The sequence below is a fragment of the Streptomyces sp. NPDC088746 genome (assembly GCF_044751065.1).
Classification (GTDB): Bacteria; Actinomycetota; Actinomycetes; order Streptomycetales; family Streptomycetaceae; genus Streptomyces.
In genome coordinates this window covers 1258766-1273762 of sequence record NZ_JBIVLA010000001.1, presented here as the reverse complement: position 1 = coordinate 1273762, position 14997 = coordinate 1258766, and the positions used below count along the sequence as shown (strand labels likewise).

At 73.8% G+C, this 14997-nt stretch carries 15 protein-coding genes and 1 tRNA gene; 6 read left to right on the top strand and 10 right to left on the bottom strand.

The annotated features are described in order from the left end of the window. Window positions 1-48: 48 nt before the first annotated feature. The 5 genes from ACIP63_RS06010 to ACIP63_RS05990 form a co-directional block, all read right to left on the bottom strand. Window positions 49-122: transfer RNA gene (locus tag ACIP63_RS06010), tRNA-Lys, on the bottom strand. Next, the gene (locus ACIP63_RS06005) at window positions 113-808 is read right to left on the bottom strand and encodes a hypothetical protein (protein WP_401511831.1); all 696 of its coding nucleotides are present in this window, start codon (window positions 806-808) and stop codon (window positions 113-115) included. Before ACIP63_RS06005 ends, ACIP63_RS06010 begins: the two co-directional genes overlap by 10 nt. Window positions 809-969: 161 nt before the next feature. Then, window positions 970-1311 (bottom strand): hypothetical protein, encoded by a 342-nt coding sequence (locus ACIP63_RS06000; RefSeq protein WP_401511830.1) that lies wholly within the window; start codon window positions 1309-1311, stop codon window positions 970-972. Window positions 1312-1412: 101 nt separating this feature from the next. Further along, complete coding sequence (locus ACIP63_RS05995) at window positions 1413-2747, bottom strand: AAA domain-containing protein (RefSeq protein ID WP_401511828.1); 1335 nt, start codon at window positions 2745-2747, stop codon at window positions 1413-1415. Window positions 2748-2831: 84 nt separating this feature from the next. Then, window positions 2832-3050 (bottom strand): Arc family DNA-binding protein, encoded by a 219-nt coding sequence (locus tag ACIP63_RS05990; RefSeq protein ID WP_401511827.1) that lies wholly within the window; start codon window positions 3048-3050, stop codon window positions 2832-2834. Here ACIP63_RS05990 and ACIP63_RS05985 point away from each other — a divergent pair. Beyond that, window positions 3041-4264 (top strand): RNA-guided endonuclease InsQ/TnpB family protein, encoded by a 1224-nt coding sequence (locus ACIP63_RS05985; RefSeq protein ID WP_401511825.1) that lies wholly within the window; start codon window positions 3041-3043, stop codon window positions 4262-4264. The genes ACIP63_RS05990 and ACIP63_RS05985 overlap by 10 nt on opposite strands. 36 nt (window positions 4265-4300) lie before the next feature. Here the strand turns inward: ACIP63_RS05985 and ACIP63_RS05980 are convergent, their stop codons facing one another. Genes ACIP63_RS05980 through ACIP63_RS05970 form a run of 3 tightly spaced genes read right to left on the bottom strand, consistent with a single transcriptional unit; the run spans window position 4301 to window position 7939 of the window. After that, complete coding sequence (locus ACIP63_RS05980; protein WP_401511823.1) at window positions 4301-5920, bottom strand: hypothetical protein; 1620 nt, start codon at window positions 5918-5920, stop codon at window positions 4301-4303. Then, entirely contained in the window at window positions 5911-7095 is a 1185-nt protein-coding gene (locus tag ACIP63_RS05975) for a hypothetical protein (protein ID WP_401511822.1), read from the bottom strand. Before ACIP63_RS05975 ends, ACIP63_RS05980 begins: the two co-directional genes overlap by 10 nt. After that, entirely contained in the window at window positions 6992-7939 is a 948-nt protein-coding gene (locus ACIP63_RS05970) for a phosphatase PAP2 family protein (protein WP_401512280.1), read from the bottom strand. The genes ACIP63_RS05975 and ACIP63_RS05970 overlap by 104 nt, the downstream gene beginning before the upstream one ends. Window positions 7940-8255: 316 nt before the next feature. On the opposite strand from ACIP63_RS05970, the gene ACIP63_RS05965 reads away from it, so the two are divergent. Further along, entirely contained in the window at window positions 8256-8852 is a 597-nt protein-coding gene (locus ACIP63_RS05965; RefSeq protein ID WP_401511820.1) for a histidine phosphatase family protein, read from the top strand. Between the two features lie 350 nt (window positions 8853-9202). Here ACIP63_RS05965 and ACIP63_RS05960 read toward each other — a convergent pair whose 3' ends face one another. Next, window positions 9203-10558, bottom strand: a complete 1356-nt coding sequence (locus tag ACIP63_RS05960; RefSeq protein WP_401511818.1) for a tetratricopeptide repeat protein — start codon at window positions 10556-10558, stop codon at window positions 9203-9205. Between the two features lie 253 nt (window positions 10559-10811). Here ACIP63_RS05960 and ACIP63_RS05955 point away from each other — a divergent pair, with 253 nt between their 5' ends. Together ACIP63_RS05955 and ACIP63_RS05950 are read left to right on the top strand one after the other, a co-directional pair. Continuing rightward, window positions 10812-11180 (top strand): hypothetical protein, encoded by a 369-nt coding sequence (locus ACIP63_RS05955; RefSeq protein WP_393765876.1) that lies wholly within the window; start codon window positions 10812-10814, stop codon window positions 11178-11180. Between the two features lie 92 nt (window positions 11181-11272). Next, window positions 11273-12160, top strand: coding sequence for a spermidine synthase (locus ACIP63_RS05950; RefSeq protein ID WP_401511816.1), 888 nt, complete (start codon window positions 11273-11275; stop codon window positions 12158-12160). A gap of 6 nt (window positions 12161-12166) precedes the next feature. Here ACIP63_RS05950 and ACIP63_RS05945 read toward each other — a convergent pair whose 3' ends face one another. Beyond that, a complete protein-coding gene (locus ACIP63_RS05945) occupies window positions 12167-12718 on the bottom strand; it encodes a hypothetical protein (protein WP_401511815.1) in 552 nt (183 codons plus the stop codon). A gap of 78 nt (window positions 12719-12796) precedes the next feature. On the opposite strand from ACIP63_RS05945, the gene ACIP63_RS05940 reads away from it, so the two are divergent. Then, window positions 12797-13501: a response regulator transcription factor gene (locus ACIP63_RS05940; RefSeq protein ID WP_401511813.1), complete on the top strand. Its 705-nt coding sequence runs from the start codon at window positions 12797-12799 to the stop codon at window positions 13499-13501. Next, window positions 13498-14976 (top strand): sensor histidine kinase, encoded by a 1479-nt coding sequence (locus tag ACIP63_RS05935; RefSeq protein WP_401511811.1) that lies wholly within the window; start codon window positions 13498-13500, stop codon window positions 14974-14976. Before ACIP63_RS05940 ends, ACIP63_RS05935 begins: the two co-directional genes overlap by 4 nt. Window positions 14977-14997 lie beyond the last annotated feature (21 nt).

Sequence of the window (14997 nt, the reverse complement as noted above, 5' to 3'; positions counted from 1 at the left end):
GCACACGAAGAAGCCCCCTCGCTTCCACGAGGGGGCTTCCACCGTCGGTGCGCCGTCAGGGACTCGAACCCCGGACCCGCTGATTAAGAGTCAGCTGCTCTAACCAACTGAGCTAACGGCGCCTGCTGACGTCGTAGACATTAGCACCCGGATCGGCGGGAGGAAAAATCGAATTCCCGGTGGTCGACGGGGCCGCCGACCTGCCCACCCTCACACAGGCCCACAGCAGTACGTCCGGCCCGGGGAGCCAGGGGTTACGGGTGTCAGGGGCGACCACCCAGCGGGGCCCGCCGGCACCCGCGCCGCCGGTCAGGGGCGGAACGGTGACCGCGTCCCCCGTGCCGTGACAGAGCACAGGCGGCAGGGCGCCCTGCCGTCTGGGGCCGCCGCCGGAACCCGTGCCCCACTCCTCCCAGGCCAGCAGGGACGGCAGCCGCTGGGCCGTCCCGGGGGAGGCGAACAGCAGCATCCGGCCCCGGTGCGTGGCGACCGGGCCCGATCCCGGCCCCTCCGCCCAGAGCTGCTCCAGCATGCGCCTGCCGAACAGCGCGGGGACGCTCACGACGTCGAACGAGGAGCCGCACGGCAGCACGCCGGGGGAGCAGGGACGGGCCTCCCACTGCGAGAGCGTGCTGCGCGGGTAGGCGGAAGCACCCGCGAGCCACGCGGCACCGGACGCCGTGACCTGGGCGGCCCTGTCGTCGGCCCGGCGGTCCACGCGGTCCCGCAGCAGGGCGAAGATGTCGACACCGTGGCGCGGGGCGGCAGCGGTCCGCAGGGTCGTTTCGTCATTCAGCCATGCGCTCATGACGACATGTCTACCGGCTGTGACGCTCCTGTTCCCCAGAGTTGCGGAAAGCCGGACAGGACGGACCCCGGCGGAGTATCTTGCCCGACGGCATATGCCACGGGTGTACCCGCAGTGACGGACGGTCGTGCGGTGTCAGGGCCGCCGTGGGGCCCCGGGAGTCAGGGCGCGGGGTCGTCGAGCAGGGACCGGCCGAACTCGATCATCTTCTTGGCGTAGTCCTCGGTCCACTCCGCGCGCCCGGCTATGTCCGCGGCCGTGAGCCGGTCGAACCGTCGCGGGTCCGCGAGCTGGGCGGCGGCCACGGCCTGGAACTCCACGGCCCGGTCGGTCGCCGCCCGGAAGGCGAGCGTCAGCTCCGTCGCGCGGGCCAGCAGCTCCTTCGGGTCCTCCATCGACTCCAGGTCGAAGAAGTGCTCAGGATCCGCCGCCGCCTCCGACGGCTCGAAGAGCAGCGGCGCCGGACGCAGCCTCTGCCGCTCGTTCCGCTCGGGTTGTGCCATGTGGTGTTCCTTCCTCGTACGGCCGGACGGCCACCTTCCATTGTCCAGCCCGGCGCAAGGGCGCTGCCCAGGATCGCCCGCCGCAGGAGCGCTGCCCAGGATCAGGGCGCCCCATGCACACGGTGCTCGGCGAGGTGGGCCAGCACCGCGTGGTTCGCCTCCCAGCCGTCCGGGAACTTCACCGTCACGCCCAGCTGGACCGGCTCCGTCGACGGGTGCTCGTCCAGCAGGTCCGCCACCCCGGCACGGCACACCACCACGCACGCGTGCCGGTGCCGCGAGGCCAGGACGCACAGCCGGCCCGTCTCCAGATGGAAGGCCGTGGCGTCCGGGCGGCCCGACAGCGGGTGCAGGACCACGGTCACGTCGAACTCGCGGCCCTGGAGCCGGTTCGCCGTGTCCACCGCCACACCCGTCACACCCAGCTCCGCGAGCGCCGCCCGCACCGCGGCGGCCTGGTCGCGGTGGGCCGTGCCGACCGCGACCCGCTCCGCCGTCACCGGGACCGGATCCGGACCGCGCTCGCTCGTCGCGGCGCCGCCCCGGTCCAGCAGCCTGCGCACCACCAGGGCCACCGCCCGGACCGCCTCGGGGTCCGTGCGCGGGGTGTGCCGGGCAGGGAGCTCCAGCAGCCCCCACCCGGACTCCGCCGCCTCGTCCAGCACCCGGTCAGGGGCCGACCCGTCCGAGGGCACGCCGAACGACAGCCGCCGGTCACCGTGGTCCGTACCGCTGCGGAACGGGGTGTACGGGTAGAACGCGTCCGACACCAGCGGCGCGGCCGACGCGGGCAGCCGCCACGACACGGGCAGCCGGTGCTGCGGCAGCTCCGGATTGTGCGCGAGCAGCGTCGAGACGGCGCTTGCCGACGGGTCGTACGACAGGCCCGCCCACTGGTCGGCGCCCACGATCGAGAACGGGTCGAGCTGGCCCGGATCCCCGACGAACAGCGCCCGCTCGAACAGTCCGGCCACCGCGAGGAGGGCGTCCGAGCGCATCTGGTACGCCTCGTCGACGATCGCGTGCCCCCACGGCTCCACGTTCTTCACGTGCGCCCACTTCGCGGCCGTGGAGATGACGATGTCCAGGCCCGCCAGATCCGCCGCCTTCGCCGACTTCCGTACGTTGTCCAGCCCGTCCAGGACCTTGTCGTACGGATCGGAGTCGCTGCTGTGCAGCCGGCCCACCGGTAGCTCGGGCGCCTTCTCCGCCAGCCGCACCACCAGGTCGTCCACCTGGGCGTTGGTCTGCGCGACCACCATCAGCGGGCGGCCCGCGGCGGCCAGCTCCAGCGCCGCACGCACCACCAGCGTCGACTTCCCCGCGCCCGGCGGGGAGTCCACCACGATCCCGCGCGCCGTACCGCGCAGGGTGTCGCCGAGGATCGCGTCGGTGGCCCGCGCCGCCGCTGCACCCGGGTCGAGAACGGCTGTCACCTGATGCCCCCGAGGATGCCCCGGCCTTCGGGCCGGGGAGGAATCGGACTCCTGCGGAGCAGGGCAGGAGTAGCTGAATCGTCGTCAGAGCGTCTCGACGTCCGCCACGGCGGCGTCGCGCTCGGCCTCCAGGCGGTAGACGATCTCGGAGTTGAGGGATCGTCGGGCGGACTTGGCCTGAGCGGCCAGCCACTCGTGCAGGTCGGCGGGCAGGCGGAGCGTGATGCGCTTATCTTCATCCATGACCCCAGAATAGTGTCTTTCAGACGTTCGCCAACAGGTAGAATGACACCATGGCGACACGGCAGGAAGCGAGTGAGAGGTCCGGGTATGCCCGGTACACCTACCGGCTTCGCGTGTCGTCGACCGCGCTCGCCGGCCTCGATGTGGAGTGGGCGCGCTGCCGGTGGGTCTGGAACGAGTGCGTGGCCACGTCCCGCAAGGTCCACGGTCTGAACGAGGATGCCGCCGAGAAGGTGACGTGCGGTCCGGCGCAGCTCGACAGGATGCTGACCGAGGCCCGCGCCGCCATGGGATGGCTGCGTGAGGGCTCTTCGGTGCCGCAGCAGCAGACCATCCGCGACTTCGGCACGTCGCGCGCCAAAGCCCTGAAGGACATCAAGGCGGGGCTGCCGATGCGGCAGCGCGCCGGGATGCCCCGCATCAAGCGCAAGCGTGACGCGCTGCCGTCGATGAACTACACGCGGCGCGGCTTCCGGTTGAAAGACGGCCGCCTGCACCTCGCGGGCGGCATCACGCTGACCGTGGTGTGGTCCCGCGACCTGCCCGCCGACCCCACCAGCGTGCGTGTGTACCGGGATAGCCTCGGGCACTGGTACGCCTCGTTCGTCGTCGCCACGGCCATCGAACCGCTGCCGGAGACCGGCCGCGTGATCGGTATCGACTGGGGCGTCAGGGAGACCGCGACCACCACCAGCAACGCCCACGACCTCCCCCACCCGCAGCACGGGAAGAGTGCCGCTGCGAAGCTGGCCCGGTACCAGAAGCAGATGGCACGCCGTAAGCCCGCGCGGGGCAAGGCCGCGTCGAAGGGCTACCGGGCGGCGTCCCGCGCGGCGGCCAAGGTCCACAAGAAGGTTGCCCGGCAGCGCCAGGACACCGCCCGCAAGTGGGCCAAAACAGTTGTGCACGCCTTCGACCGGCTCGCCGTCGAGGACTTCCGCCCCAAGTTCCTCGCGAAGTCGACGATGGCCCGCAAGGCCGCCGACGCGGCGATCGGCGCGACCAAGGCCGCGCTGACCGAGATGGCCCGCAAGCACGGCCGCATCGTGCACCTCGTGCACCCCGCCCACACCACGATGGACTGCGCACAGTGCGGTGCGAGAACCAAGCACGCACTTCCCCTTTCTGAACGAACGTACGCGTGCACCGCCTGCGGAGCCGTGTCCCCCAGGGACAAGAACTCCGCCCGTGTGATGCTCGTCCGGGCTGGTCTCAACCCGGCTGGCGCTGACGGTGGAAGTCCTGCGGGGGCGCCGCTCCCGCAGGCAGCCTGAGCCAGGAATCCCCCTGCCTTCAGCTGGGGGAGGATGTCAAAGGAGGTCCTCCGCGGTCACGGGATCGGGCTGCTCGGCATGGCCGGCGGAGCCGTCGGCGCCCGGCGGACCGCCGTGGGTCCACGGGGTGTCCTCCGGATCGGGCAGCTTCGGGCCGCCCCGCTGGTCGTGTTCGAACAGGGTCCAGGCGATCCGGTCGCCGGGCTCGGGCACCGAACCCGGCGCCGGTTCCTTGGACCGGCCCATCCGGTCCGTGACGCGCAGGACGAGGCCGACCGTGCCGGCTTCAGGATCCTCGGCGGCGTACCCTACGAACTCCGCCGTCTGCGGCTTGCCCTCCAGCGAGCGGTACACCTTGGTCCGCTCGCCGAGATGCGGGCGCTCCTCCGTCCGCACCGTGACCAGGGGGCGCGGCGAGGGGCGCTTCGACTCGCTGTACGCCATCTCGACCTCCGTCACCTCCCCGACGAACGCCTCACCGGCCAGCCTGCGGCCCGCCAGCACCAGCGGGTCGTCGAGCGCCTCCTGGGCGTCCAGCTGCGCCTGGGCCGTCTCCCGCGAGGCCAGCTTCTGCGCGGCCGTGACCGCGTCGTCCCGGCGCGGCTGCGGGGGCTCGCCCGCCCGCACCCGGTCCCGGTGCGCGGTGAAGGACCAGCGGTCCCTGGTCCAGCGGTCCTCCGCCCTGGCCCCCTCCGGCAGCTCCCGCAGCAGGTCGAGCCCCCGCCACACCGCGTCCCAGGTGGGCAGCAGCACCCCCGCGAGCAGCGACCTGATCTCCCGCTCCGCGCCGCTCAGCTCGCCGAGCCGGGTGTCGGCGTCGAGGCCGTCCTCCGCGGCGGCCAGCGCTGTCCGCGCCCGGTCGTACCGCTCGATCGCGGGCGCCAGCAGCCTGTTGTCGAACGCCGGATCCGTCGCCGGTCCGGCCGGCGGGCAGACCAGCTGACCGGCGCGGTCCCGCTCCAGCTCCGCCCGGAGTGCGGCCTCCGCACCGGACTCGCCGTCCGGCGGATCGACCCAGGCCAGCAGCGCGCCGAGATGCTGGTCCTCCAGGCTGCTCTGTCCCGTCGCCCAGTGCCGGTTCAGCAGATCCGTCGTGGCCAGCAGCAGCGAGGAGCCCGGCACCCGGGCCCGCTCCCCGTAGTGCGTCAGCCAGCGGCCGAGCAGCGGCACACGGGCGGGAGCCGGGTAGGGGGTGTCCGGGTCGTCCTCGGCCGTACGCCGGAACCGCATGGACCGCCCGAGCAGCCGTACGAAGTCGAGGCCGGCCCTGCTGGGCACGATCAGCTGGGCCGCGTCCGCGCACAGCTCGACCTCGACCTTGACCTTCTTGCCGGTCGCGGGATCGGTCTCGTTGCGCTCGGCCGGCTCGACGGCGTCGGCGTACGACTCGATGTGCGGCAGCACCGCCTCGGCCAGCTCGGCGAGGAACGCGAACCGCAGATCGCGGTCGCGCGGCTGGGCCACCACCAGCAGCCGGGGCGCCGCGCGGTCCGTGCCCACGAGCGCGCCGAGCGGGGCGCCGGCCTCACCCGCGGTCGTCAGCGGCACCAGCACGAGCGGCCGGTCGGTCAGATGACGGTGGCGGACGGTGGCCAGCGGCTGGGCACGGCCGCTGTCGACGGCCTCCAGCCGGGCGAGCGTGCTGATCAGCGACATGGGACGCCGCCGTCCACACCGGCCAGGGCTTCCGCACGCAGGGCGGCCGCCCTGCGCAGGGCCGCCACCGTCGGGTCGTCCGGGTCGCCCTCCTTGCCGGCCGCCGCGGCCAGCACCCCGGCGACCGTCGTCAGGCCTCCGAGCTCGCCCCGCACGCTCCGGCCCAGCGACTCGACCGCGCCCTCGGCACGGGCCTTGGCCCGGCAGTGGAAGGCCAGCTCGCACGCGGCCAGGCACTCGGGGGCGTACGCCGCGGGGACCGCCTCGACCGCGGTGCCCAGCTCCTCGGGGGAGCAGCCCGGATCGAAGGTCGTGCCCTCGGGCAGGGCGGCCGCGATGTCCTCGACACGGGTCAGCCGCGTCAGCTGGCGGCTGGTGACGGCACGCTGTTTGCGCACGTCCACGACCGAGGCGGTCGGCAGGTTGGAGAAGTCCTTCGGGCAGACCAGCAGGACCCGGTGCGCGACCTCGGCGCCCTCCGTCTTCGCGGCGATCCGCTCCAGCGCCAGGACGTAGACGGCGGACTGACGGGCCGCCGCACCGACCTTCGCGGCGTCCGCCGAGCTGTCGATCATGGGGAAGGACTTGATCTCGACGACCGTCCAGGTGCCGTCGGGGTGGACCACCACGGCGTCCGGCTCCAGGTAGGCGGGGGAGCCCGCGACCTCCAGGGCCAGCATCGGATGGTCGAGCAGCGCCCAGCCGCCCGCAGCCGTGGCCTCGCGCAGCGCCAGCGCCGTACGCGCGGCGCGGCCCTCGGGGCCGGCCGCCGTCAGATCGGGCACCACGGCCGAGGCCGGCGCTTCGGCGCCGCCGCCGAGCCGCTCGACGAGGAGGCGCAGCAGCTCCGTGCCGCCGTCGGCCTTGACCTTCGCCTCGAAGGCGTTGCCCCGCACGAACGCGAACTGCGACTGGCCGAACGCCGCAGGGGAGCCGAGCGCGGTGGCCAGCACGGCCTTGTCGACGCCCGCCCCGTCGAGCAGGGCCCGCCGCTTGCATCCCGGGTTGGCGGCGAGCGCGGCCAGCGCGCGTGCGTCGAGCGGATGCGGCGCGACGGCCGGACCGCGCAGCTCAGCGAGCCGCTGCCGGAGCGTCGTCGCTGGCTTCGACTGCGGAGCGGGTGCGCGCGTCGCTGGAATCTGCGGAGGCGGTCCGCCGGCCGGGTATTCGCTCACCCGCGGAAGTCTTGCATCCGTCACTGACAATCGTGGATGCCGTGGGGGTGACGGATGCGGGCACCCGTGCGAACACCGCCCTCACCCGGTCCTTGACGCGGTCCGCGATCCGCATGAACGGCCTGGTCAGCAGCGCGCCGGCGGCCATCACGGCGGCGCCGGCGACGGCGTCGAGGAAATAGTGGTTCGCCGTGCCCATCACCACGAACACGGTGATCAGCGGATAGGCGATCCCCGCCGCCCGGACGAGCGGGTGGCGCCCGTGGCGCCAGAGCAGGACGCCGCACCACACCGACCAGCCGACGTGCAGGCTCGGCATCGCCGCGTACTGGTTGGTCATCCCGCTGAGCCCGCGCGGGGCGCTCGCGCCCGCGCCCCACCACCCGTACGCGCTGTACTGCGCCATCGTGTCCACGAAACCGTGGTGGGCGTCGAGCAGCCGGGGCGGACAGGTCGGCATCAGCGTGAAGCCGACCAGCCCGAGGAGGGTGGAGGTCATCAGCCAGGTACGGGCCGCCCGGTAGGCGGCGGTACGGCGCCGGAAGATCCAGACCAGGATGGCCGGGGTGACCAGGTAGTGCAGGGAGGCGTACGCGAAGTCGGCGGGTATCCCGAGCGCGGGGTTGCCGGTCAGGAGCCGGTTGAGAGGGTGCTCGGCGTTGAGGTGCAGCGCCTTCTCCAGGCGGAGTATCGCGAGCCCGTTCTCCACGGCCGCCGGTATGTTCTCGTGGACCAGCAGCCGGCCCGTCGAATACAGCCCGTACACCACCGCGATCAGCGGAAGCTCCGTCCACCAGCGGGGCCGGTGACCGGAGGACGGTGTCGCGGGGGTGGCGTGCGGCATCCGGTAGCTCTCCCCAGTGTTCATGCGGTCGACGGCGGGCGTTCAACCGTACGGCGGTCGTATGCCCTGATTCCCCCCGGGGCCCGTCCCACGCGGACGGCCCTGGTCATGCGTGGGGAGGGACGCGGGCGACGCCCCGCAGGTTGCCCGTGAGCCATGTGGGAGATGATGGAGCGGGGCCCGATCCCGCGCCGGTCTCCCGGTCGGCCGCTCGCGTCCGCCGCCCCCTCGCCGTCCCGGACACCGCCGTCCCGGACCCACCAGATCCTAGGGTCCCCGGATCTTCGGATCTCCGTATTTTTCAGGGAGAGCCGTCATGGCACCGCGAATCCTGCTCGCCCGGCACGGCCAGACACAGTGGTCGGTCCAGGGCAATCACACCGGCAGGACCGACATTCCCCTCCTCGACAGCGGCCGCGAGGGCGCCAAGCTGCTCGGCGAACGGCTGCACCGGGAGCCCTGGGGCGGCCTGCCCGGCGTCGAGGTCCGGACCAGCCCGCTCGTCCGGGCCGCCGAGACCTGCGCGCTCGCCGGATTCGGCGACCGCGCCCAGCCGTGGGACGCGCTGATGGAGTGGGACTACGGGGATTACGAGGGGCTGACCCCGGCGCAGATCAAGGCGGACCGGCCGGACTGGCTCATCTGGCGCGACGGGGTCCCGGGGGGCGAGAGCCTCGCCTCACTGGCGGCCCGGGCGGACGAGGTCGTCGAGTGGGCGCGGTCCGCCGACCGCGATGTGCTGGTCTTCGCGCACGGCCACATCCTGCGGGCGCTGGGGGCGCGGTGGCTGGGCGAGGACGTGTCGTTCGCCGCGCGGATCCGGCTGGAGCCCACGTCGCTGTCGGTGCTGGGGTGGGCGTACGGCCTCCCGGCGCTGGAGCGCTGGAACGACACGGGGCACCTGGACCGCTGACCCGGGGGCGCCCGAGCCGGGCCTCTTCGGCCCGGCTCACCCCGGTCCAGGCCGGCAGACCCAGCCCGTCCGGCGTTCGAGGACGGAACCCTGGCGTCGGGTTCGGCCTTGCTGACCATGTGGGCCTGAGAGGGAGAGCGCAGCCAGGACCCGCGCACCGGTTCCGTCCTCAATCGCCGGACGGGCTTGAATCGGCCGGCCAGGGCTGGAAGGCACCGGACAGGCTCGAATCGGCCGGCCAGGGCTGGAAGGCACCAGGCGGGCTTGCATGTGCCGGCCAGGGCAAGAAGGTGCCGGACGGGCCTGAATCGGCCGGCCAGGGCTGGAAGGTGCCGGGCGGGCCCGCGGCCTCACGCGTCCGGGGGCAGCTCCTCGTAGCGGGCCAGGAGGGCGGTCACCTCCGGGCCGCCCCGAGGACGGAGCACCCGTACGGCGCTCGCCAGCATCCCGCGGATCCGGGAGGACTGGACCCGGTCCAGCAGGTCCAGCACCTGGTGGCCCGCCGCCGCGGCCTCGTCGGCCGTGCCCGCCCGCGCCAGGTCACCGGCGAGCTGCGCGCGGTACAGCGCGAGGTTCCGGGTGAAGTGCGGGTCCTGCAACCGGGTCGCCCGCCGGGCATGCCGCGCCGCCCGGGGCCAGTCACCCAGCGCCGACCAGCACTGCGCCTCCAGCAGCTCCAGCTCCGCCTCCCGGAAGAAGGTCATCCACTCCGGGTCCGCGTCGCTCGGCCCGCGCCCGAACGCCGTCCGCGCCCGCCCGATCGCCTGCTCGCACCCCGTGCGGTCCCCGAGCCAGGCCCTGGCCCCCGCCTCCCGCAGCGACAGCAGGGCCAGCAGCCGCGGTGAGCCGAGCGGCCCGGCCGCCCGCTGCCCGGCCTCCGCCGCGCGGACGGCCTCCCGGGCCCGCCCCGTGTCGCGGGCCAGGAACGAGGCGTTGCAGAACGCGTGCGCCTCCAGCGCGGCGTCCCCGGCCAGCCGGGCCGTCGCGAGCGCCTCCGCGTAATGGGAGCGCGCGTCGTCGAAGCGCCCCGAGTCATGGGCCAGCCAGCCCACGGAGATCGCCAGCTCACCGGCGCCGGCGTGCAGCCGGTGCGCCGTGCTGCGCCGCGCCGTGGTCCCGGAGTCGAGCAGGGCGTAGGCGGCCCGGAGCGGCTGGGAGGCCCGCCGGTAGAGGCCGTCCGCGCCGTGCCGGTCGTCCAGCAGCCGGATCTGGCGCACGGCCTTCTCCACGGCACTCACCTCGGCTTCGCCGATCCGGCGCTGCGCGGGGACGGTGAGAGGGCCCGCGGCGGACGCATGGCCGCCCAGGCCCAGGGACGCGGCCGCCACCGTGGCGGTACCGCTGGTCATGAACACGCGACGCAGCACGTCGCTCTCCTCGTGGATCTCGCGGTCGAGCGCGGGGGGTGTGGTGGGCGGGGGCAGAGGTGTCGTGCGGGCCCCCCGGCCGCGCACGCTCTCGCGCGCCGAGAAGCCCAGGTCCGCGAGGCTCGCCCCGGGGAACATGTGCAGGAACACCCGTTCGTACGCGTAGTTGGGGCAGCGGATCTCCCCGGACTCCACGCGTCCGATGTACCGGGCGTCGCACGCGACGTGTTCACCGATCTCGCGTGCGGCCCGGCGGACCGCGGCCGCGAACTCCCCGGCGGAGCGCTGTCCGCGCAGCCGCCGGAAGGCGAGGTTGGGAACTGCCCGTGTCGACACCATGGCGGGGCCCTCTCTGGTGCAGCCGGGCTCCTGCTTCCGGTGTCCCGGCGGAGCAAGAACGTACCTGCTGTGACGGAGCGCACACGCAGCGTTTAGCTATAAAGCGGACATCTCACCCGTGATCTGCCATGAACTGCCACCCTTTGCGGCGGCGTGCCGCCGTAGCCCTTGACGCCGTCGGCGCGTTGGTCCATGAGGAGACGGGGCGCGGCACCGTCTCGTCGAGACGAGAGGAGGGGTTCCCTTGCCTCACATGGACAGGGCCCCGGAGACCACACCGTGCGACCTGGTGACCGTCCCGGCGCGTCAGGGCCTGGAGGCCGTGGACATCCTGCGCAGGGGAGCGGAGAACGAGCCCGTCGGCCCGGTCCTGCACGACGGAGCCTGCGCCGTCCTCGGCTTCCTGGTGCCGCCCGGTACGGCGGAGGCATGGGACGTACCCGGCAGCGCCTGTACGAGGACGGACGGCCGCGGGCTGCGCGTCCCCGCCGAGCCGCCCGTCATCGGAGGGGGGTGGCTCCTGCCGCCCGCCGAGGAGACCCCGGTCACCGATCCGGCCGTCCTCCGGGCCGCGCTCGACCAGGCGGCCAGGCTCATCGAGGCGGCCGACAACTGCCGCTGAGGCCATAATGGCCAGGTGGGCGGGGTTTCCCCGCCCTCGCCGGCCCTACCGGGGAACCGGCCCGAACCGGTGAGCAGTGGGGACGAGCGCGCGTGGCACGTCGAGGAGCGGCCCGGGGCGCGAGCGACCGGAAGCGGTCCGAGCGCCGGCAGGAGACCGTCTCCGCGCCGGTGGACGGCGGTCTCGCCGAGCTCGTGCCCGACCGTGAGCGCCCGCGCGCGTGGACGCTGCTGCTGGACGGCGCCCCGCAGTCCCATGTGGACCTGGACGATCCCGCGTACCTCTCGTTCGAATACCAGCGCAGGCTCGGCCATGTCATCGATCTCGCCGCGCCGGCCGGCCGGCCCCTCCAGGTGGTGCACCTCGGCGGCGGAGCCTTCACGCTCGCCCGGTACATCGCCGCGAGCCGCCCGCGCTCGACGCAGCAGATCGTGGAGATCGACGCGCCCCTCGTCCAACTGGTGCGGCGGGAGCTGCCCCTGGACCCACAGGCGCGGATACGGGTCCGCTCGGCGGACGCCCGCGCCGGGCTCGGCAGGATCCAGGACGGCTGGGCCGACCTCGTCATCGCCGATGTCTTCGGCGGGGCCCGCACCCCCGCGCACCTCACCTCCGTCGAATTCCTCGCCGAGGTGCGCCGGGTGCTGAAGCCCGGCGGGCAGTACGCCGCCAACCTCGCGGACGGCCCGCCGCTCGCCCATCTGCGCGGCCAGATCGCCACGGCCGCCGCGCTCTTCCCCGAGCTGGCCCTGGCCGCCGATCCCACCGTCTGGCGCGGCCGCCGCTTCGGGAACGCGGTCCTGGTCGCCTCCGACCTGCCGATCGCCGTCGCCGACCTGACCCGGCGGGTCGCGAGCGACCCGCACCCCGGCCGTGTCGAACAGGGCCGCGCGCTCGCCGACTTCACGGGAGGCGCCGCCGTCGTCACCGACGCGGGCGCCAAGCCTTCCCCGGCCCCGCCGCCCGACGCGTTCTCGTGACCGTGACTACTGGTCCACGGTCTCCACGATCGGCGGATGGCCGTTCCAGGTGCAGAACACCGAGACCGTCGCACCCGCGCCGTCGCTGAAGTCCACCCGGATCCACTCCGGGTTCGTCCACACCTGCATCGACCATCCCGGCTCCGGCGTCGCCGAGACCAGCTTCGCCGAGGCGTCCGCCAGCTCCAGGACGACCCTGCCCCCACGCGTCGGGTAGCTCTTCACCTCGCCCGAGGCGGCCGGGGACGCGGGGGGCTCCGCCGGTCTGCTCGCGGACGGCGGCCGGGAGGACGGTTTCCGGGAGGGGCGTGGGGACGCCGGGGCCGTGGAGCGGGAGGCGGTGGCACTCGGGGAGGGGGACGGCAGCGCACGGTGCGTCGAGGAGGACACCGGCTCGTCCGACGCCTGCGCGCCCCGCGCCTCCACCGAGATCGGAACCGCGCGCGGAGGGTCGTAGGCCGTCCCCGACATGACCGTGTGCACGCCCCACCACGACAGGGTCACCGCCGCACCCGTGGCGAGCGACCACGCGATCGCGTGTACGAGTCCTCTTTGCATCGGGCACATCCTGCACCACCCGCGCACGGGCTGTCCTGGAGGGGACCGTGTTCCTCCGGATGGGCTACGGTGCGGCGCATGCCTAGTGTGCTCGTGGTCGAGGACGACCAGTTCGTACGTTCCGCCCTCATCCGGCACCTGACCGAGGCCTCGCACACCGTACGGAGCGTCGGGACCGCGCTCGAAGCGCTGCGCGAAGTCGCGCACTTCCGCTTCGACGTCGTCGTCCTCGATCTCGGGCTGCCCGACCTCGACGGCTCCGAGGCCCTGAAGATGCTGCGCTCCATCACCGACGTACCCGTGATCATCGCGACCGCGCGGGACAACGAGGCCGAGATAGTCAGGCTGCTCAACGACGGCGCCGACGACTACCTGACCAAACCGTTCTCGGTGGAGCACCTCTCCGCCCGCATGGCGGCCGTCCTGCGCCGCACCCGTGGCCCCGGCGCCCAGGCGCCGCCCCCGCGGGTCCTCCAGGTCGGCGGGCTCTCCATCGACCCGCTGCGCCGCCAGGCCGAACTGGACGGCGCCGCGCTGGACCTGACCCGACGTGAATTCGATTTGCTGGCCTTCCTCGCCGGCCGCCCCGGCGTCGTCGTCCCGCGCCGGGAGCTGCTGGCCGAGGTCTGGAAGCAGTCCTACGGGGACGACCAGACCATCGACGTCCACCTCTCCTGGTTGCGCCGCAAACTGGGCGAGACGGCAGCCCGGCCGCGTTATCTGCACACCCTGCGCGGAGTCGGCGTCAAGCTCGAACCGCCGGCCACGGGGCCGTCCGCATGAGATGGGCCCTGGTCAAGGTCTGCCTGGCGGTCACCGCCATGGTCGTGATCGCGTTCGCCGTCCCGCTCGGGCTCGTCATCAAGGAGATGGCCCGTGACCGCGCCTTCTCCGACGCCGAGCGGCAGGCCGCCACGATCGGCCCCACCCTCACCATCACCACCGACCGTGAGGAACTGACCCGGGCCGTCCTGTCCACCGAGCCCGGCGGCCGGGGACGCCTCGCGGTCCACGTCCCCGCAGCCGGGCAGGGCGGCGACCGCCTGGAGATCGGCACCCGGCGCGCCACCCGCGAGGACCTGGAGACCGTACGGAAGTCGGGCCGCGCCTCCATCGCCGAGGTGCCCGGCGGCTCCGCGCTGCTCCAGCCCACCGCGCTCGGCTCCGGCGGCATCGCGGTCGTCGAGGTGTTCGTGCCCGAGGACGAGGTCTCCAACGGCGTCGGCACGGCCTGGCTGGTGCTCGCCGGGGTGGGGATCGCGCTGATCGTCGGCTCGGTGGCCGTGGCCGACCGGCTCGGCGTACGGATGGTGGAGCCCGCCCAGCGGCTCGCGGGCGCCGCCCAGGACCTGGGGGAGGGCCGGCTGGGGACCCGGGTGCCCGAGGAGGGCCCCACCGAGCTCCGCTCCGCGGCGGTCGCCTTCAACTCCATGGCCGACCAGGTGGTCCAGCTCCTGGCGAACGAACGCGAACTGGCCGCCGACCTCTCGCACCGGCTCCGCACCCCGCTGACCGTGCTCCGCCTCAACGCCGCCTCGCTGGGCGAGGGCCCGGCCGCCGAGCAGACCAGGGCGGCCGTCGAACAGCTGGAGCACGAGGTCGACACGATCATCCGTACGGCCCGGGAACAGCGCCCGCAGACCCAGGGCGGGCAGCCGGGGGCCGGAGCCGGGTGCGACGCGTCGGAGGTCATCCGGGAGCGCATGGGGTTCTGGTCGGCGCTGGCCGAGGACGAGGGCCGCACGGTGCGGCTGGCGGGCGTGGACCGCACCGTACGGATCCCGGTGGCCCGGCCCGAGCTGGCCGCCGCTCTGGACGCGCTGCTCGGCAACGTCTTCCGGCACACCCCGGAAGGCACCGCCTTCGCCGTCGACGTGCACCACACCGGCCACGCGGTGATCGTGCTGGTCTCGGACGCCGGGCCCGGGATACCCGATCCGGAATCCGCCCTGACCAGGGGTGCCAGCGGCCGGAACGGAGCGCGGGGCGAGGTGGGTTCGACCGGCCTCGGTCTCGACATCGTCCGCCGGGTCGCCGAATCCACCGGCGGTGACCTGCGGATCGGGCGGTCGGTGCTCGGCGGCACGGAGGTGCGCATCTGGATAGGGCTCGACGGCGGCCCGGCCGAGCGCGCGCGCCGGGGCCACCGGGTGGGACGGCGTACCGGAAGGCGGGGACCCCGGGGAGCGCGAGGCCGGAACGCGGAGTTCCGAGGCGCTGAGGGGTCCGGCCCGAACCCCAGGGACAGCCGGTCTTAACCGGCACCGATGTCTCCCTTA